This window comes from Ruegeria sp. S263 (assembly GCF_056780525.1).
In genome coordinates, this window is sequence record NZ_CM165558.1 from 2,540,210 (window position 1) to 2,559,135 (window position 18,926).

Genomic DNA, 18,926 nt, shown 5'->3' on the forward strand with positions numbered 1-18,926 from the left:
AAGCAACAGTGGACGCAAGAATGAATTGAGAGGGGCATATAGTGCGAGTTTTGCTAAAAGGCGCGCTGATAATTGGCGTAATTATCCTTTTCGTCGTTGCCGCCGCATGGCTGTTTCTATCATCCCCGTTTCTGTCGACCCCGCGCACCGCCATGGCCCAACAGGTTCTGACCAACAAGCTGGGTCAGCAATTGGTTATCAACGAAAACATAAGTGTTGGGCTTGGCTCACAATTGTCGGTCACAGCCAACGGCATTGTGATGCCTTCTGCGTCGCTGGAGGGTACCGACCTTGCCAAGATAGATACGCTCAGCTTTTCGGTTTCTGCTGCGGATCTTGTGAAGGGAAAACTGTCGATCAGCAATTTGATGGTGGACGGAATTCACCTAAACCTGATTGCAACAGAAAACGGTAAGACAAGCTGGCCAACCGGTCAAAAGACAGACGACGCAAGCGGCCCAATGCTAACGACGAATGCTGTTTCAGAGATTTTTGCAGACCGTGAACTTAGCCTAACCAACATCACGGTCCTGTATCAAAGTGCGCAAAATGGTCTCGATTTCGATCTACGCCTGCCGGAACTGACATTGGCGTCTGGCGACGGGGTCGCGGTCGCCTCGGCCAACGGGCACGGCACATTGAATGGGCAGGCATTTGACCTAAGCGCCCAATTCCCTGACCAAGACCCTTTTCAGGTAACGGCCAAGTTCGATCAGGTTTCACTTGCCGCGACCGAGGTTCAAGCCGAAGCGGGCTTGGCGATTGCTACCACTGCGACGATTGATGAACTTGGACAACTTCTCGATATTCTAAAGCTGAACCGTGTTCTTGAAGGTTCTGGAAGTGCGGAAGCGGTATTGAAGGTCTCTGAGGGCGTGTCACGTCTGGACGACCTTAACATACAGGCACAATTGGAAGGCCGGCAGAGCCTGGAGCTCACCGGTCAGATCGGTGAGCTTGGCAATCCGGAAGATGTGTCCCTGACGACCCGGATTCGGTTGTACCCAGAAGGGGCCGAGCCCGCGCCGGCTGCATCGCGCTATGACCTGAAACTGATTTCGGTGGACATGGTCATGGACAGCGTCCCCGGTGAAATACCGCAGCGGCAGATGGTCATTGAAACCAATGGTTTCACACTGGACACATCGGGCGAAGGCCCGCCCCCAGTTAAATTCTCGGAAGTGTCCAGAACGCCGGATGGAAAACTGCGAGTTGGCAATGTGAACCTGCGGATCGGTGACCCCGCGAACCCGTTTGTCATTCTCAACGGATCGGTAGGGGACGCGTTGCAGTTGCAGGAGGTCTTAGGCGAAGGAATACTTGAAATTCCGGCAAGCAGTTTGATTTCCCCCGAACTGTTGGGCGAAGATGATCAACTTGGAAAGTTCTCCGGCGCGTTTTCCCTGACTGGCAATATCAAACAGCTCTCGCTCTCGGACTTGAACGGAAGCTCAAGTGACACGGATGTCTGGTCTCTGGACGTTCATGGTTCTGTCGAGAACGTTCTTAAGTTCGAAAACCTGGACCTTGGCATCGAAATCGACGTCCCATCCGGTGCCGACCTTTTGCAGGCATTGTCGCTAGAGCCCGTAGATACCGGACATACAGGATTTTCGATCGACCTTCATAGCGATGGTACGGATTGGAGCGCACAGGCGGATGTGACCGTCGCCGATTCCGGCCTGACCTTTTCAGCCACTCTGGACGACGCGACCTCGGACCCTGTCCTCAAGGGGTTAATCGAAAGCGACCTGATCCGTATTGACCAGATCCGCAGCATCGTTCTGGCGACCGCTCAGTTACGCAAACTGGGTGTGGCCGACGAGGATACCACAGCAGAAACAGACGCACATGCGGAACCCGGCGCCCTAAGGGACGTAACGCTGAAACCGATTGGGCGCTCTATCCTTCTGTCTGGAATGAATATGGATGTTGATATCGACTTGCGCCACATCGAAGGCTCGGACGGTATCAGCACTTTGCAAAGCGAACTGACCCTGAACGAAAGCGAACTGAAAGCGGGGCCGTTGAAGTTTGAATATGGTGGCGCCCATTTCGACGTCAGTGGCCGTATGGACTTGTCGGGCGAAGATCACCGGCTGAACCTTAAAGGTCAGGCTGGGGGGTGGCGGCTGAACGACATTCTGCACAACCTGAATTTCAAGAAAGGCGCCAGCGGAACTATTTACGCGGATTTCGACGTCACCGGCGGGATCGACTCGGCCAAACATTTCGTCAAATCCATGAGCGGTAACGCCACCGTTTCCATGCGCGACGGGTCGATTGAAACCCAGCTATTGGATCTTGCGGGCCTTGGGTTGCTACCTTGGGTCTTTTCAAAGGAAAAGCAGAAGGTTGCGCCAATCGTTTGTTTACGCGCACCGCTGGCTATTGCAAACGGCAATATCTCGACCAAACAAACCACCTTGGAGACCGATCAGGTTCAGGTCGTCGTATTTGGCGCGGTGGATGTGAACAACAAGGCACTGGACCTTAACCTGCAACCTCGCAAAATCGGTGATCCCCTGTCCCGCAGTCCGTGGCCAGTGACGGCGACCGGTCCGCTGGCAAAGCCAAACATTAAGGTCAAGGACGGGCCGAAGCGCCTGAAACGGTCAGACGGGGCCGATCAGATGCCCGCCAAGCGCAAACTTTGCGTGCCCGATATCTTGCAGTTGCAGTAATTTGGTGGACTGAGGTTCCTTAACCCCAGCAAGACTATCCTGCGCGGTATAGCCGTCGCATGACGGTCGGCGTCAGATACATCGGAATTTGATACGCGCCGATGAACACCATCAACGGCGCGGTAACCTCCGGAGGCAGCGCCACAAAGAAGATGGCAATATTCCGGTTGCCCGCAATCAAGGCCATGGCCGTTCTTTTGGCCGGGGACAGCCTGTTGCGTGTCAGGACATATGTCACCGCCTGAGCGCCAAAATTTGCGCAACACGCGAAAGCGATCCAAAACAAAGCAGTACCGGGCTGGTCCAACATTGTGCTGCTGACCGAAGGCATTAACCCCACGACGAAAACGGCCAATGTGATCGTGCCCAACCCTTCAAGGTTCATCAGTATTCCTTGCGACGGGGATTTTAGCACTGTTCGACGCAGAGCTATCGCTGCAAATGTTGCAGCGAAAATCGTCACGAACAACTTTAGCACGGCCTGCAACACCGTATGAAAATCACCAATCTCGGGCATCAGCCAAAAGATGGGAAACACGGTCAGCGGTAAAACGGCAGTCCCGGCCACAAGCAAACGCATCGCGTGTTCCGCCGGGTACCCCATCATCAGGCACAGATTGGGGCTGCCTGCGATGGATGGCGCTGCGGTCATGATTAGCAAAGCCAAAAGCACGGGCTCCGCGTTCCAACCAAACAGAAAGCCAACAGCAAGCACAGCCAACGGAATGGCGAATTGAAAACCCAATACAGTCCCGAATACAAGCCGCCAGTCGCCCATCGAGCCCAGAATGGACGACGGCTCCATCCTCAGGACGGTCACAAACAACAGTAGAACCACCAGCGGGGGCAGCATCGGGCGCATCGGTTCGGCCAGTCCCGGCAGCAGCAACCCACCAACCAGTCCAGCCACTAGAACAAGCGGGCCGTTGCGCGCGGCCCAATGCAAGGGGTTCAAGACGGGCTACCCACCGGGGCTCTGACGTAGGTTGTCCGGAAGCCATGTGGCCAGTTCCGGGAACCAGATCAACACGAAGACCATCAAGACCATGATCAGGAACATCGGGATCGCGGCGCGGGCAATATAGCCCATCTCATGATTGGTCATGCCCTGCATGACGAACAGGTTGAAACCGATCGGAGGGGTGATCTGCGCCATCTCAACCACAACAACGATGAATATTCCGAACCAGATCAGATCGATACCGGCCTCCCTGATCATCGGCTCCACAACGGCCATGGTCAGAACGACCGACGAGATGCCATCAAGGAAACAACCCAGAATGATGTAAAAGACCAAAAGCACCATGAGCAGCTCAAACCGTGTCAGCTCCCACCCTGCGATCAGGTCGGCCAAACCACGTGGCAATCCCGTAAAGCCCATCGACAGTGACAGAAAGGCCGCCCCCGCAAGGATTAACGCAATCATGGCACTTGTGCGGGTTGCTCCCATCAGGCTTTCCGTAAAGGTCTTCCAGTTCAGTGACCCCTGCCCCGCCGCAAGCAGAAGCCCCCCGATCACCCCAAACGCTGCAGCTTCGGTGGCAGTTGCATAGCCCAAATACATTGAGCCAATCACAACCATGATCAGCAGGATCACGGGCAACAAAAACCGAGAGTTCCTGATTTTCTCGGAAAAGCTGAGCTTGCCCTCGTCGTTCGGATTCCAATCCTTGCCCAACTTTGAATAGATCGCGACATAGCCCATGAACATGGCGGCCAGAACCAGACCCGGAAGGATGCCAGCGAAGAACAGCTTGGTAATGGATTCATTTATCGTCACGCCGTAGACGATCAGGGTCAGGGATGGCGGGATCATCAAGCCAAGCGTCGCCGCCCCCGTCAGGGTGCCGATGATCATGCGCTCGGGGTAGTTGCGTTTGCGTAGCTCGGGAATGGACATCTTGCCCACGGTCGTCAGGGTCGCAGCAGACGATCCAGACACCGCAGCAAACACGGTACAGCCTACGATGTTCGTGTGTACCAACCCGCCGGGCAGCGGGGCCATCCAAGGCGAAAGCCCCTTGAACATGTCTTCAGATAATCGCGTTCGATAGAGGATTTCCCCCATCCAAATAAACATGGGCAACGCGGTCAAAGTCCACGAGGACGAAGCTGACCAGACCGTAGTGATCATCACATCGCCGACCGGCCGTGTGGTGAACAGTTCCATCCCCACCCAAGCCACGCCCATCAGGGCAAGGCCGACCCATACGCCCGTGCCGAGCAAGGTGAACAGAACGAAAAGAAAAAGAATGATGACTGAGATATTTTCCATGCCGTCACTCCCCGTGGCTCTGATCTGCGAGATCACGAGTGATGCGGTGATCACCTTTCACGACGACATGGATCAGGTGATCCGTCAGGGCGATTGCAAGGATCACCGCGCCGATCAGCATAGATGACTGAGGGATCCAAAGGGCGGTCTTGTCCTGCCCCTGACTCACGTCGTTGAATTTCCAACTCCAGTAGACAAACCGATAGGCATACCAGCAAAAGTACCACATCACGGCAGCACCGACGGCAAAGCACCAGATCTCCAGCACCCTGCGGACACCATTGGGAACGGCGTTCAACAGGATCGACACGCGAATATGGCTACCCCGGTTCAATGCGTTCGCAAAGGCCAGAAAGGACGCCGCAGCCATGGCATATCCGGCATAGTCAGGGGCACCGGGAAAAACCTCGCCTGTCCAGCGGGCCAGCATCTGCACCACAATCAGCAACAAGATGGCGATCAGGCTCAGCGCGGCCAGAACGCCTGCGGCCTGATAAATGAAATCCAATACGGACCGAAGCCCTCGCAATGCTGCCATACCGTCCCCGCGATGTTATGATTGGTCAGACAAAGGGCGGCAGGATACCCCGCCGCCCGTTTGAGGGATTTATTGCGACTGGAATGCGTCGACGATGGCCTTGCCTTCGTCCCCTGCCGCCTCGAGCCACTCGTTTGTCATGGTCACACCGATCTCTTTCAACTCGTTGACCATCTGCTCAGAAGCCGGACCAACGGTCATACCACCATCACGCAAGCCTTGAAGGGTGAAACCAGTATATTCCTTGGCACGCCAGTTACCGGCATATTCCGCCAGCTCCGCGCAGGCCTTGATGACATTCTTGTTGGCGTCAGACACACCACCCCAGACATCTGAGTTGACCATCACATAGTTGCGCGGCAACCAGGCATCCACCTCGTAGAAATAATTCAGGCTTTCCCATACCTTACGGTCATACCCGGTGGACCCCGACGACACCATCGAGTCGGCCACGCCGGTTGCAAATGCCTGGCTGATTTCTGCCGCTTCGATCGTGACTGGCAGCATCCCGGTCAGCTCTGCAAGGCGTGAGGTCGCGTTGTTGTAGGATCGGAACTTGATGCCTTCCATATCCGCGACCGAGTTCACCTCGTTCTTGAAATAGAGACCCTGCGGCGGCCATGGAACTGCGTAAAGCAACGTCAGGTTCTGTTCTGCCAGCAGGTTCTCAATGGACGGCTTGGCCGCTTCCCAAAGTTTTGCGCTGTCATCGAATGACGTCGCAAGGAAGGGGATCGAGTCAAAACCAAACAGCGCATTTTCGTTCTGGTGCCCCGACAACAGGCGTTCCCCGATTGGCGCCTGTCCGGTCTGAATTGCACGTTTGATATCCGCGCCCTTGAACAAGGACCCCGACGGATGGGTTACGATTTCAATCTCACCGCCGGTTCCGGTGGTAACGCACTTAGCAAACTCGGCCCCCGTAGCGGAATGGAAGTTGGATGCAGAATATGCCATGGGCATATCCCATTTTTCCGCCACAGCCGGAACGACCGAAGCGGCTGTCAAAGCGGTTGCCGCCAAAAGACTTGTTAGTTTCTTCATCGTATTCTCCCTATTGAATATCGAACCGCCGGTGTTTCTCACCGACATTATTGTGTTGCATAGCGTGAGGGCGCATAGACGCTCACGTCTGTGTTCGGAGTTCTGTCCGCGATCATCTGGGCCAACAGGCGCCCGGTTTTCGGCCCACCCGTCAAACCGATGTGATGGTGCCCAAAGCCAAGATACGCACCTTTGATATTAGGTACTTCGCCGATGATCGGGATCGAATCCGCCGGGGCGGGTCTGTGCCCCATCCATTCAACTTCCTCCTTCCATGTTACACCCGGAAAGGCAGCTCGGGCGTTTTTCTTCAGCAATTCGAACGGCGCGCGTGACGGCGCCGCATCCAGCCCTCCGAATTCGACGATACCGGCCAAACGAATTCGCCCATCCATCGGAGTGGCCACAAACTTGCCCGAAGCCACCATCACCGGGCTACGCGGCATCGCAGAAGGCGCTATCAATTCAAGATGATAGCCGCGTTCGCTTTCCAAAGGAACAGAAACCCCAAGACGCGCGGCCAGAGGGCCCGACCAAACACCCGCAGTGATCAGGGCTGTATCACAGGCGATGGTCTCACCACCTGCCCGCACACCAACCACCCGACCGTTTTCATAGGCGATGTCTTCGACAGTGGCGCGAACAATTTGACCGCCCTGCGCTTCGACATGTGCCGCAAGGTCTTTCACATAACGCCCCGGATCAGTGATGTGGCCGTGATCTGAAAGCTTTGCAGCAAATCCGATCTCCTGACCAAAGACAGGGTCATAGGCACGAAATGCCTCGCCCTCCAGTTCCTGCCATTGGAACCCGTACTTTCGACGTATCGCCCACCCAAACGCGTCACCTTCGAACTGCGCCCGGTTTTCATAAAGAAACAGATAGTCGGACGGCACGATCCACTTTTCGGCCCCTGTCCCTTTGGCAAGGGCTTCGTGGTCATTCAAACTGTCCCCCACGATCGGGGTCAGTGCAGCCGCAATACGTTCCACATCATTTGCATTCGCATGTTTGAGATATTGGGACAGCCACGGCAGAAGCTTGGGCAAGTACCCCCATTTCATGAACAACGGCTGAGAGGGGCTAAACAGCATTTTCGGAGCTTTTCGAAGCAACCCTGGAACGGTCACCGGCACGATTGAGCAAGAAGCCAACACTCCGCCATTGCCGTATGAGGTGCCTTCGCCCGGGCCTGCTTTGTCGATCAGGATCACCCGATGCCCATCACGCTGAAGCCAGATTGCAGAGGACACGCCGACAATACCGGCCCCGATGATCGCGATGGTTTTTGCGTCGTTCATGCTGCCACCGCCTTGGTTATTGCATAGTGGTTCAGTTTTCCGATGTCAGGACACCCGCCCAGCCCCGGACCAACGGGAACGATCACGTTGCCGTCGGCCACGCGGAAAGGATCTTGCAGAATGTCTTCCGCAAGGAAGTATGAAGACTGATAAAACTCGCAGCCCAGAGTTATCTCGGGCGTTGCCGCAATCATGTGGGTGCCCGCAAGGTGGGCCAACCCTGCTTCGAACATGTCGCCGCCATACGCGCTCAACCCATGGGCTGCTGCGATACGCGCAGTTGTCTGGGCGCGGTGTAGCCCACCGGATTTCATGATTTTCACCGAAACGCCGTCGCATATGTTTTCGCGCGCGGCGCGCTCCATATCTTCAGGACCAAAAACGCTTTCATCTGCAAGCAGGGGCACATCAATCATCTGCCTTAAACGGGCCATCATGCCAAAGTGATGCGCCCGCACGGGTTGCTCGATGAAATCCGGTGCAAATTGCGCGACGTCCCGCACCCGTGCAGCGGCATCCGTAATTTCAAGCCCCTGATTATAGTCCACTCTGACAGACATATCCGGGTAGTTCTGCGCCAGATATTCCAGCCGCATGATGTCAAAGGCATGATCCTTGAACCCCGTCTTCAGCTTAACGATCCGAACGCCGTCGTCCTGCAGCCGATCCAGCAGTTCCTTGTCCTGCGCGAATTCAGGGTTGGCGATTGAACAGCTCAGCGGAATGGTATCGCGGCACTTTCCACCCAACAATGCCCACACCGGCACGCCACTGGTCCGACCAGCCAAGTCAAGCAGCGCACTGTCCAACGCGGCCTTCGCTTCGGTGCAATGTGCGACGACGCGGGACGCCTGTTCCGTGATGGCGGCCCGGTCGGCAATGCACGAGCCAATCACCAGCGGCCGGATATACCGGTCCAAAGCCGCATAGGTGGCCTCGGGCGTTCCCGTGAACACCGACCAGGGCGAGGCCTCGCCAAACCCATGACAGCCGTCCTCGGACGTCAGGCGCAAGACGACAACTTCGCAACTTCCTTCAACAGTGCCAATTCCATGATCACGGCGTGACGTGACCGGCAGCTTCAGATGCCACAGGTCAAACCCAACAATTTTCTGAAACAGGTCGCCCATGCCGCATCCCCTTGATGAGCGGAAGCCTGCCTTGACCTGTATATCATTTCAAATACTATGTTTTCGCAACTCCATCAGAAAAAATGATAGGATGAACCATGTCTCTGCGCTTTCGCCAATTGCAGGCTTTTCACGCCATCATGGAAACCGGAACCGTCACCGGCGCGGCGTCTGTACTGGGCATTTCGCAGCCGGGCATCAGTAATCTTCTGGCACAGCTTGAGCGCGAGGCCCGACTGCCCCTGTTTGAACGCAGCAAAGGCCGATTATTACCCACGCCCGAGGCCGAGCTGCTGTACCGTGAGGTTGACACCGTCGTGCGCGGCCTGGATCACGTTGCCCAAGCGGTCTCTGACCTGCAAAACAAGCATCCCGGTCAGCTTCAGATCGCGGCCCCTCATCTGTTGTCCTTCGGCTTTATCCCGCGCGAGGTCGCCCGCTTTGCCAAAACTCGACCAAACCTGTCCGTCAGTTTTCAATCGCAGTATTCGTCAAAAATACAAGAATGGGTAACCTCGGGCCTGTTCGAGATCGGGGTCGTCGAGATGCCAATCCTTCACGACACGCTGAATTATCAGGTGTTCCACTTCGAAACTCTGGCCACGTTCCCCGAAGGCAGTCCGCTAGCCGCCCACGATGTCCTGACGCCTGCGTTGCTGGAGAACGAGCCTTTCATTGTCATGGGGCCGGAACATCAAACGCACCGGCGCACTAGGGATGCGTTTCAAACGCAGGGGCGCACGTGGCGAACACAAATCCACACGCATCTGTCTGAAAACTTACTGAGCTTCGTCAAACAAGGCATGGGCGTTGCCCTGATTGATCCCTTTACAGTTAATTTCGATGAAGAGACCGGCTATCAGACCCGCCCCTTCCGGCCGGCCGTGATGCTGGACCTAGCGATCATAACGGCCAAGGGTCGCCCTCTCTCAACTGTTGCGCAGGACTTTCTGGCCCAACTCACAGCTTCAATTGCGACTTACGCCACCCATTCGGACACCGGCGCGGCGGCCTCGTGAAGCGGTTGGGAATGTATATCCACCAAGGTTGGCCCGTCATGTTCCACGGCCATCGCCAACACCCTGCGCAGGTCGGCCGGGTCTTTCACAGTCCACGACTTGACCCCAAAGGCCGAAGCAACCGCAGCATGGTCGGTGCGATCAAAGTCGACATTGTAATACCGCTGCCCGAACCCAGCATCCTGACCCGCCTTGATCCACCCAAAGACCGAGTTTGAGAACACGATCGAAGTGATCGGCATTTTGTGCCGTACCATCGTTTCAAACTCACCACATGTGAACCCGAAAGAGCCATCTCCCATGACGGCCAGCGTTTTGACGGACGGCCTGCCGATATGCGCCCCCATCGCGGCCCCTAACGAATATCCCAAGGCACCATGCGCTCGGTTCGTGATGAAGTGGCGCCCGGCGCTTTGCCACCGGTAATGTGCACTGAAATAGGGGCAAGGGGTCCCCGGATCTGCGACAATCGTGGCATCGTCATCAAGAACATCCATGAGCGCTGCCATGACGGCCTCCGGGCGGATCGGGGCTTCACGGCTTGCCGCTAGCGGGGCAAAGGCGGCGGTTTTGGCAGCCCAGGCGGCCTTGGCCTTGGCTGCACCGCCTTGGCCGGGCAGATCATCATTTCCCTCCAGCGCGTCCGCCAGCGCTTCCAGCGCCAGCCGCGCGTCGGCGCAGATCGCCACCTCAGTCTGATAGTTCGCGCCGATCACCATCGGGTCGCTGTCGATGTGGATGATCGTTGCGTTTCGGGCCGGGATTCTCCAGCGTTCGGTCGTAACCGACCCTGCGCGGCAACCGATAAACAGAACCACGTCCGCCTGATCTACAACCGCCCGAGTCGCTGGCACGCCTCCGTTTGATCCCACGACGCCCAGCGCCAAAGGCTCGGTCTCGGCCAGCGCGCCCTGACCTGAAACCGTTGTGGCCACAGGCATATCCAAAGCCTTTGCCACCCGGCGCAGCGCATCGCTGGCCCCCGACAGAACAGGCCCGCCCCCGCAAACGGCCACTGCCGATTTTGCCTTAGCCAAGACTTCCGCGGCCGCGTCTATCGCGTCAGGATCAGGCCCCGCCCGTTCAGCCGGATAACTGCGATGCCGCGCGTCCGCCCAGATTTCAGTTTCGTCCACCGAGGCCTTTTGAACATCAAAGGGCAAAGCAAGATGTGCCGCACCGGGCGTTCCGGTCGTCATAGCCCGGAACGCCGCCCGCATCATTGCAGGCAACCGCGAGGCATCGTCGATCGAGGCGTTCCACTTCGCCAGCGGCTTGAACAAAGCTGTCTGGTCCAATTCTGTCAGCGGGTATTTTCCCCGGCTGGTTGTCGCGACATCAGAGGTGATCGCCAGAATCGGCACCGAGCTTTCGTTGGCCTCGACCACACCCGGCAGTATATAGGTCGCCCCACCGCCCGATGGCCCCTCGCAAATACCGGGTTTGCCCGTAACGCGGGCATAACCGTCAGCCATATATGCCGCGTGTCGTTCGTCGCGGGTTAAGATGTGCTGAATGCCGTGATCCATCCGCGCCAACGCATCATAAAACGGCAGGGTCGTGTCCCCACACAAACCAAACATGTGAGTCACGCCATGGGCTTCAAGCATTCTTACCATCGCCTCAGCCCCTGTCAGGTAGTTCACGCCCGTCATATTTGCCCTCATCAAGGATTGAATACACAACTGTATACAGTATTGCATATTGAATTCAAGATCGACCTGTGGCACCCCTGAAAAGAAGCAGAGGAAGGCAATATTTGATGGCGGGTCCACGAGTCGATGACATTTACGATCAGGTAAAGGCGATGGCGGTGTCATTTCGCCTGCGTCCGGGTGACCGCCTGAACGAAGTCGCACTCTCCAAAGAACTCGGCGTAAGCCGGACCCCCCTGCGCGAGGCGCTGAACCGTCTGGTCGCCGAACGCCTATTCGACTTTCGCCCCGGTCAGGGGTTTTTTTGCAGACCCTTGGATGCCCAGAGCGTGTACGACCTGTTCGAACTGCGCCAGATCATAGAAGTGGCCGCAGTACGTGCGGCTTGCGCCAAGGCAACGGATCAAGAGCTGAAGGCGCTTGAACAGGAACTGTACGACACAGGCATCGACATAACTGGCCTGACGGTCGAAGAAGCCGTAGCGCGCGACGAGGTATTCCATATCGGAATCGCGCGGTTGTCGGGCAATCGCGAATTGCTGCAAACCCTCAGCCGGATCAATGACCGTATCCGGTATATCCGGTGGGTTTCGATGACTGCGGACCGCATTCATCGCTCGAAAGATCAGCACAAGGGTGTAATGAACGCCATGCTTGAGCGAAACACGGACGAGGCCGCGCGGATAATGGGGGCCCATATCTCCAGGCGGATGGATCAGGTACAGGACGCAGTACGTCAGGGAATTTCCAGCATCTATATGGAGGGGCCCGACGAAATCGCGACCCGCATCATTGAGGAGGCTTGAGGCATGATCGTGCAAGGTGGAAAATCCATTTACGGTGCCTCGGTGGGCATTCTTATGCTGGATGCGCAGTTTCCACGAATTCCCGGAGATATGGGAAACGCGCTGACATGGCCCTTTCCCGTGCTCTACCGAATAGTGCGTGATGCGTCACCGGACCGAGTTGTTCGCCAAAAGGCCGAAGGCATGTTGGGCGCGTTCGTCGATGCGGCTCTGGATCTGGTCAAGGACGGGGCTGACGGCATTACCACAAATTGCGGCTTTCTTTCGGTCTTTCAAAAGGAACTGTCCGAAGCCATTCCCGTCCCCGTCGCGACATCATCTTTGATGCAAGTGGAAATGGTAAACCGCACCCTTCCAGCGGGCAAACGCGCGGGCATCCTGACGATTTCAGCGTCCACCCTGACGGATGAACATTTGTCTGGCGCTCATGTTCCACTGGGTACTCCAATCGGAACTACTGAGGGGGGTGACGAATTCACACGCGCAATTCTTGGCAATGAGCTGACGATGGATGTGGACAAGGCCCGTGCGGATAACATCGCCGCTGCGTTATCCCTGCAGGCAAAGAACCCTGACTTGGGAGCGATCGTTCTGGAATGCACCAACATGTGTCCCTATGCGGCTGACATTCAAAAGGCTACGAACCTTCCGGTGTTTTCGATGGTCACCTTCGTCAATTGGTTTCAGGCCGGGCTCAACCCGCCGCATTATTGATGCCTCCCGAAAACTGCGCGTTTTGATGTCGCTTACATGCAATAACGTCGCATTTCCACTAGTAAGGCACCGCCTGCGCCTGCAAACTTCCGGTATGCGTATGGCCTGTATTTCTCATCCGATGAACCGTCGCGCGACGGGTTGTGATCTGGTGGTTGCCGCCTGAGCCAAGGGCTTTGTGCCCTTTGCGACGGACTGCGATTACTCTGACTTCGGACTACAGAATGACCCCTGATGCGCTGCGCCTCGCCATTGATATTGGCGGCACTTTTACCGACACGGTTCTATTCTCGGGTGAGGACACAATCCTTGCATCCACCAAGACGCTGACCACTCATCAAAACCCCGCTGACGGCGCGATGGAGGGCGCGAGGCGGGTTATCGAGCTATCTGAACGCTCATTATCCGACATCTCCGGCTTCATTCATGGAACAACTTTGGCCACCAATGCCCTGATCGAACGGCGCGGGGCCAAGGTTGCAACGATCACGACAGAAGGCTTCCGCGATATCCTCGAAATCGCTTACGAGCGGAGATATGCGCAATACGATATCAACCTGGAAAAGCCCGACCTGCTGGTGCCCCGGGAACGGGCGTTTACGGTGCGTGAACGTATGTCGGTAGACGGTGAAGTTTTGATCGCGCTGGAGCAGTCCGCAATCGACGCAGTGCTGGAAGAGATCGACGCAAGCGGTGTGGGCGCCGTCGCCATCTGCCTTATGCACGCTTACGCCAACCCTGCGCACGAACGGCAGTTGCAATCAGCTCTGGCCCAAGAACGCCCCGAACTGGCCATCTCAATCTCGTCCGAGGTCAGCCCCGAGGCGCGTGAGTTTGATCGCCTCTGCACCACGGTTGCAAACGCCTATATCCAGCCTTTGATGCAGGCATACCTGACGCGTTTCGCGGATCGGTTCCGTGACGAAGGTCTTGCCTGCCCGATCCTGATGATGACGGCCGGTGGCGGAATGTGCACCCTAAACACCGCGGCGCAATTCCCCATCCGTCTTGTCGAATCCGGCCCGGCCGGGGGCGCCATTTTGGCCGCCCGGATCGCCGCACGCGCGGGTCTGGATCAGGTTCTGTCCTTTGACATGGGCGGAACAACGGCCAAGCTCTGCCTGATCGACAACGCGCGCCCGCAGACCTCGCGTCAGTTCGAAATCGCGCGTGCGGCCCGGTTCATCAAGGGCTCAGGCATGCCTGTGCGAATTCCCGTGATCGAAATGATCGAAATCGGAGCGGGCGGCGGCTCAATCGCTGGGGTGGATCGGTTGGGGCGATTGACGGTTGGGCCGAAATCGGCTGGCTCGGAACCCGGCCCCGTCGCGTTCCTACGCGGCGGCACAGAGCCAACGGTCACAGATAGCGATATCGCACTGGGCTACATCACCCCCGAAACCTTTGCCGAAGGGCACATCGCGATTGACCTTAAGGCTGCGAAACATGCTTTGGATCGCGTGATCGGGACCAAGCTCGGTCTTAACGCAACCGGTGCCGCAGATGGTGTCAGTCGCATCGTCGACGAAAGCATGGCCAGCGCCGGACGCATGCACGCCGTCGAAAGCGGCAAGGAACTGGGCACCCGAACTATGATCGCGTTTGGCGGCAATGGTCCCCTGCACGCAACACGGGTTGCCCGGTCCGCCGGGGTCAACCAGATCGTGATCCCACCAAACCCTGGTGTCGGCTCGGCTGTTGGTTTTCTTTACGCGCCTGTCAGTTTTGAGATTGTGCGGTCTCGTTACTCTTTGTTGGAAAGCATCGAAGTTAACGCAATCAACACGCTCTTCGACGCAATGATTTCCGAAGCAAAACAGGTGGTATCCCAAGGCGCAAGCGATGCGCCAACTCAAACGCAGCGTACCGCGTTCATGCGCTACAGCGGTCAGGGCCACGAGATCGAAATCCCAATGCCCGACCGTCCTCTTTCTGGCGCAGACATAGCCCCCCTTACCCATGCGTTTGAAGAGGAATACCGCAAGCAATTCTCGCGCCCAGTGCCGGGAATGCAGATAGAAATCCTGAACTGGTCGGTGCGCGTGGCGACCGTCGGAAAGGAACCGGCTGCATTGACAGATGCGCCGGTACCTCGCGCAACCAAGTCATCGCAGACACGCCCCATCACCTGCGACCTGACCGGACAAACCGTACAGGCCACATTGATCGCCCGCCCCGACCTGCGCGCGGGCGACTATGTCCCCGGACCCGCGCTGATTACCGAGCCACAGACAACAACGTTGGTCTCCTCCGACTTCGCAGCCCGTGTGGACGCGATCGGGAACCTTGTCCTTACCCGGAAAGGAACAGAATGATGACTCTCTCTCCGGCCCGACTTCAAGTTATGTGGAACCGTCTTCTGGCAGTTGTCGAAGAACAGGGGCAAACCCTGATCAGGGCGGCGTTTAGCCCGATCGTGCGCGAGTGCGGGGATATTTCCGCCGGTATCTTTGATGCGAATGGGCGCATGCTGGCGCAGGCCGTCACCGGCACGCCCGGACATATCAACACAATGGCCGAAGCGGTTCAGCACCTGCGCGCGGCCTTCCCCGTTCAAGACATGAAACCGGGTGACATCTATATGACCAACGACCCGTGGCTGGCCTCGGGGCATTTGAACGACTTTCTTCTGATGATGCCGGCCTTCCGGAACGGACAGGTCGTTGGCTTTACCTCATGCACCTCTCATCTGGTCGATTTGGGCGGGCTTGGAATGGGGCCTGAGGGGTCCGATATCTATGACGAGGGTTTGTTGATCCCGCCCTGCAAACTGGTCGATCAAGGCGTGCCAAATGCCCTGCTTCTTGACATCATCCGCGCAAATTCCCGCGAACCCGTCGCGAATGAGGGCGACATTTACGCACTAATTGCCTGTTGCGAGTTTGGGGTCGACCGTCTGCTATCCATGATGGAGGAATTCAACCTCGACGATCTGGAAACGCTGGGCGCCTATATCATCGACACGTCGCGCCGTGGCACCCAAGCTGCAATCTCCGAAGTGCCTGATGGTGTCTATAAAAACGTCCTGAAAATGGATGGGTATGAGAATGAACTGGAACTTCACGCCACGCTGACCGTCCATCAGGACAGGATGCATGTGGATTTCGCTGGCACCTCTGGATGTTCGCGCAAAGGGATCAACGTGCCGCTGAATTATGCCACGGCCTATACCGTATTTGCGCTGCGCTGCATCGTTGGGTCGGACATACCGAACAACGCAGGATCACTAGAGCCCTTCACCGTTGATGGGCCGAAAGGGTGCATCCTGAACGCCCAAAGGCCCGTTCCCGTCGCAATGCGGCATACTCTTGGTCAGGTGACACCTGACTTGGTACTGGGATGCTTGCATCAAGCTTTGCCTGATCAAGTCCCGGCAGAGGGCGCAAGCTGCATGTTTGACCTGCCCATGCGTCACGCGCCCGAAGTGGCCCGCGACGGTGGACGGGAGTTTGCGATCGAACCAGTACATAATGGTGGAACAGGCGCGCGGCCTCATTCGGATGGCTTATCCGCGACGGCCTACCCGTCCGGCGTTTTTGGCAGTCAGGTCGAAATCACCGAAAGCGTCGCGCCCGTGACGATTTGGCGGCGCGAGCTTAGACCGGATTCCGGCGGCGCGGGGCAATTTCGCGGCGGGCTGGGTCAGCGCATAGAAATGACCTCGTCCAATGGCGCGCCTTTTGTCGTGTTTTTATCGGTTGAACGGTTGAAATTCCCCGCCCTTGGCAGGATGGGCGGCGGTGCGGGCAAACCTGGCCGCATTCACCTTCGCAACTCTGCCGAGGACATTTCGGGCAAAGGTGAGCTGCGCGTTGAACCGAGCGATTACCTGATCTTTGAAACGCCCGGCGGCGGCGGGTTCGGAGATCCAAAGCTGCGCGATCCCCTTTCCCTCGACCTCGATTTAAAACGTGGTTTGGTGACCGCGGAAGGGGCAAGAGCCTATGGAGATGACACATGATCCGCCCGAACGCTTATGTCGCTAACATGGCGGCCTATGCCCTTGCCGATCTGGGCGGGGCGCAGACAATCTCGATGGCGCAGAATGAAAGCGCGTTTCCCGCCAGCCCCGCCGCGATGCGTGCAGGCCAAGCTGCGGCGTCTGACCTGACGCTTTACCCTGACCCCGAGTGGACAGAATTACGCACAGCGATCTCGACCGTGCACCACCTGGACCCAGCGCGCATCCTATGCGGAGCCGGATCAATGGAGCTGATAGGTTGCCTGATCCGCGCATTCGCCGGACCCGGTGTTCGGGTTCTGGGCACGCAGTACGGATATGCTTTCGTGGCGTCGGCAACCGCACAAGCGCAGGCGGACTATCGGACGGCACCCGAGGTTGGCCTGACCGTATCAGTTGACGAAGTTCTTGCCGGGGTAACGCCTGCGACACGCATTGTTTTCATTAGCAATCCAGGCAACCCGACTGGAACGCTTATCCCGAACTCCGACATACTTAGACTGCGCACCGCCCTGCCGAACGATGTGCTGCTAGTAGTTGATCAAGCCTATGCCGAGTTTTCGGACATGGCCAACAACCCTGCGGACATCTTCGCGCTGGTGGACCGAGGTGACACCGTCATCACCCGAACTTTTTCCAAAGCCTATGGCTTAGCCAGCGCCCGCGTCGGATGGGGATATTTCCCTCTGCCCATCGCCGCTGAGTTGCGGAAACTTCTCAACCCAAACAACATATCATCAGCATCACAAGCTGCAGCCGCCGCTGCTATGCGCGACCAATCCCACATGCGCGATGTGGTCAGCCAAACGGCAAGCCTTCGCGACCAATTTGCGCAAGATTGCCGTGCCCTTGGGCTGATCGTGCCGAACAGCCACACGAATTTTGTCTTGCTCCGCTTTGGTTCCACACACGACGCTCAAAAAGCCGACGCCGCATTGCGGACCGAAAACCTACTGATGCGCGGAATGGCAGGCTATGGCTTGCCGGACTGTCTGCGCGCAACGATTTGCGCTCCTGCGATTATGGACAATGCCCTGAACGTGTTGAAAGGAGTGTTGGCATGACAGAGACACGAACCGCAGCCAAGATTGGTGTGCTCGTCCCCTACACAAACACCAATCTTGAACCTGACATGGAGATGTTGCGTCCGCCGAATACCACGGTTCATTTCCAACGCATGGGTGGCTATGACGTGGATGAGATTCCGGGGGCTGAACAGATGGCAGGTTTGGGTGCCTCGGATATCAGCCATGATCTACGGATGATCGCGGGCGTTCGGCCAGATATTGTGCTGTACGGCTGCACGTCAGCCACCCTGACGCATGGTCCTGTATTCGATACAGAACTCGCAGGTCAGATAAAGACACAATCAGGTGCAGACTCTCTGACAGCCGCGGGGTCATTGATCGCTGGGACCAAAGCTCTGGGCGCAACAAAGGTTGGGTTTTCCTCGCCTTATCTTGGTGAGATCAACACACGGGCCATGGATTTTTTGTCTCAGAACGGGATTGAGACCGTGTGTTGCGCAGATATAGGGCGCGAATTGGGAAATTTCGGACAAGGCGAACTGACCCCAGATGAGGTGTTTGACCTAGCCTGCCAAGCAGACCATCCGGATGCGCAGGCAATCGTTCTGAGTTGCACTGACATGCGCGCGGTCGAGGTCATCGACAGAGTTGAGGCGCATCTGGGAAAGCCAGTGATCACCTCCAATCAAGCAATGGTCTTTTGCATGATCCAAAGGTTGAAACTTGACCGCCACGCCGCATTACCGGGCCGCTTGTTCGAACACATTTGAG

General features: G+C 57.1%; 15 protein-coding genes. 8 read left to right on the plus strand and 7 right to left on the minus strand.

Features of this window, described 5'->3' with window-relative positions; translation table 11 throughout:
• Window positions 1-41 precede the first annotated feature (41 nt).
• Complete coding sequence (locus ACT2B1_RS12665; protein ID WP_481667862.1) at window positions 42-2,684, plus strand: AsmA family protein; 2,643 nt, start codon at window positions 42-44, stop codon at window positions 2,682-2,684.
• A gap of 34 nt (window positions 2,685-2,718) precedes the next feature.
• Here the strand turns inward: ACT2B1_RS12665 and ACT2B1_RS12670 are convergent, their stop codons facing one another.
• The 6 genes from ACT2B1_RS12670 to ACT2B1_RS12695 all read right to left on the minus strand — a co-directional run bounded on the left by ACT2B1_RS12670 (window position 2,719) and on the right by ACT2B1_RS12695 (window position 8,972).
• Window positions 2,719-3,639: a hypothetical protein gene (locus ACT2B1_RS12670; protein ID WP_481667863.1), complete on the minus strand. Its 921-nt coding sequence runs from the start codon at window positions 3,637-3,639 to the stop codon at window positions 2,719-2,721.
• Window positions 3,640-3,645: 6 nt separating this feature from the next.
• Window positions 3,646-4,959 carry a TRAP transporter large permease gene (locus ACT2B1_RS12675; protein ID WP_171210499.1) on the minus strand — a complete coding sequence of 438 codons (1,314 nt, stop codon included), beginning with the start codon at window positions 4,957-4,959 and terminating at the stop codon, window positions 3,646-3,648.
• A gap of 4 nt (window positions 4,960-4,963) precedes the next feature.
• Window positions 4,964-5,497 carry a TRAP transporter small permease gene (locus tag ACT2B1_RS12680; RefSeq protein WP_171120898.1) on the minus strand — a complete coding sequence of 178 codons (534 nt, stop codon included), beginning with the start codon at window positions 5,495-5,497 and terminating at the stop codon, window positions 4,964-4,966.
• Between the two features lie 69 nt (window positions 5,498-5,566).
• A complete protein-coding gene (locus ACT2B1_RS12685; protein WP_171239528.1) occupies window positions 5,567-6,541 on the minus strand; it encodes a TRAP transporter substrate-binding protein in 975 nt (324 codons plus the stop codon).
• A 47-nt stretch (window positions 6,542-6,588) separates the two neighbouring features.
• A complete protein-coding gene (locus ACT2B1_RS12690) occupies window positions 6,589-7,842 on the minus strand; it encodes an NAD(P)/FAD-dependent oxidoreductase (RefSeq protein WP_481667864.1) in 1,254 nt (417 codons plus the stop codon).
• Complete coding sequence (locus ACT2B1_RS12695) at window positions 7,839-8,972, minus strand: enolase C-terminal domain-like protein (protein WP_481667865.1); 1,134 nt, start codon at window positions 8,970-8,972, stop codon at window positions 7,839-7,841. Before ACT2B1_RS12695 ends, ACT2B1_RS12690 begins: the two co-directional genes overlap by 4 nt.
• Before the next feature lie 98 nt (window positions 8,973-9,070).
• On the opposite strand from ACT2B1_RS12695, the gene ACT2B1_RS12700 reads away from it, so the two are divergent.
• Window positions 9,071-9,991 (plus strand): LysR family transcriptional regulator, encoded by a 921-nt coding sequence (locus tag ACT2B1_RS12700; RefSeq protein ID WP_171122678.1) that lies wholly within the window; start codon window positions 9,071-9,073, stop codon window positions 9,989-9,991.
• Here the strand turns inward: ACT2B1_RS12700 and ACT2B1_RS12705 are convergent.
• The gene (locus tag ACT2B1_RS12705) at window positions 9,952-11,646 is read right to left on the minus strand and encodes a thiamine pyrophosphate-binding protein (protein WP_481667866.1); all 1,695 of its coding nucleotides are present in this window, start codon (window positions 11,644-11,646) and stop codon (window positions 9,952-9,954) included. The two genes, ACT2B1_RS12700 and ACT2B1_RS12705, sit on opposite strands and share 40 nt — an antisense overlap.
• Window positions 11,647-11,753: 107 nt before the next feature.
• Between ACT2B1_RS12705 and ACT2B1_RS12710 the strand changes: the two genes are divergently transcribed.
• From ACT2B1_RS12710 to ACT2B1_RS12735, 6 genes are all read left to right on the plus strand, one after another.
• The gene (locus tag ACT2B1_RS12710; protein WP_171239532.1) at window positions 11,754-12,452 is read left to right on the plus strand and encodes a GntR family transcriptional regulator; all 699 of its coding nucleotides are present in this window, start codon (window positions 11,754-11,756) and stop codon (window positions 12,450-12,452) included.
• A gap of 3 nt (window positions 12,453-12,455) precedes the next feature.
• A complete protein-coding gene (locus ACT2B1_RS12715; RefSeq protein ID WP_171120884.1) occupies window positions 12,456-13,166 on the plus strand; it encodes an aspartate/glutamate racemase family protein in 711 nt (236 codons plus the stop codon).
• A 224-nt stretch (window positions 13,167-13,390) separates the two neighbouring features.
• Window positions 13,391-15,481, plus strand: a complete 2,091-nt coding sequence (locus ACT2B1_RS12720) for a hydantoinase/oxoprolinase family protein (protein WP_481667867.1) — start codon at window positions 13,391-13,393, stop codon at window positions 15,479-15,481.
• The gene (locus ACT2B1_RS12725) at window positions 15,478-17,127 is read left to right on the plus strand and encodes a hydantoinase B/oxoprolinase family protein (protein ID WP_481667868.1); all 1,650 of its coding nucleotides are present in this window, start codon (window positions 15,478-15,480) and stop codon (window positions 17,125-17,127) included. Before ACT2B1_RS12720 ends, ACT2B1_RS12725 begins: the two co-directional genes overlap by 4 nt.
• Window positions 17,124-18,191, plus strand: a complete 1,068-nt coding sequence (locus ACT2B1_RS12730) for a pyridoxal phosphate-dependent aminotransferase (RefSeq protein ID WP_481667869.1) — start codon at window positions 17,124-17,126, stop codon at window positions 18,189-18,191. The genes ACT2B1_RS12725 and ACT2B1_RS12730 overlap by 4 nt, the downstream gene beginning before the upstream one ends.
• Window positions 18,188-18,925, plus strand: coding sequence for a maleate cis-trans isomerase family protein (locus ACT2B1_RS12735; protein ID WP_481667870.1), 738 nt, complete (start codon window positions 18,188-18,190; stop codon window positions 18,923-18,925). The genes ACT2B1_RS12730 and ACT2B1_RS12735 overlap by 4 nt, the downstream gene beginning before the upstream one ends.
• Window position 18,926: the final 1 nt, after the last annotated feature.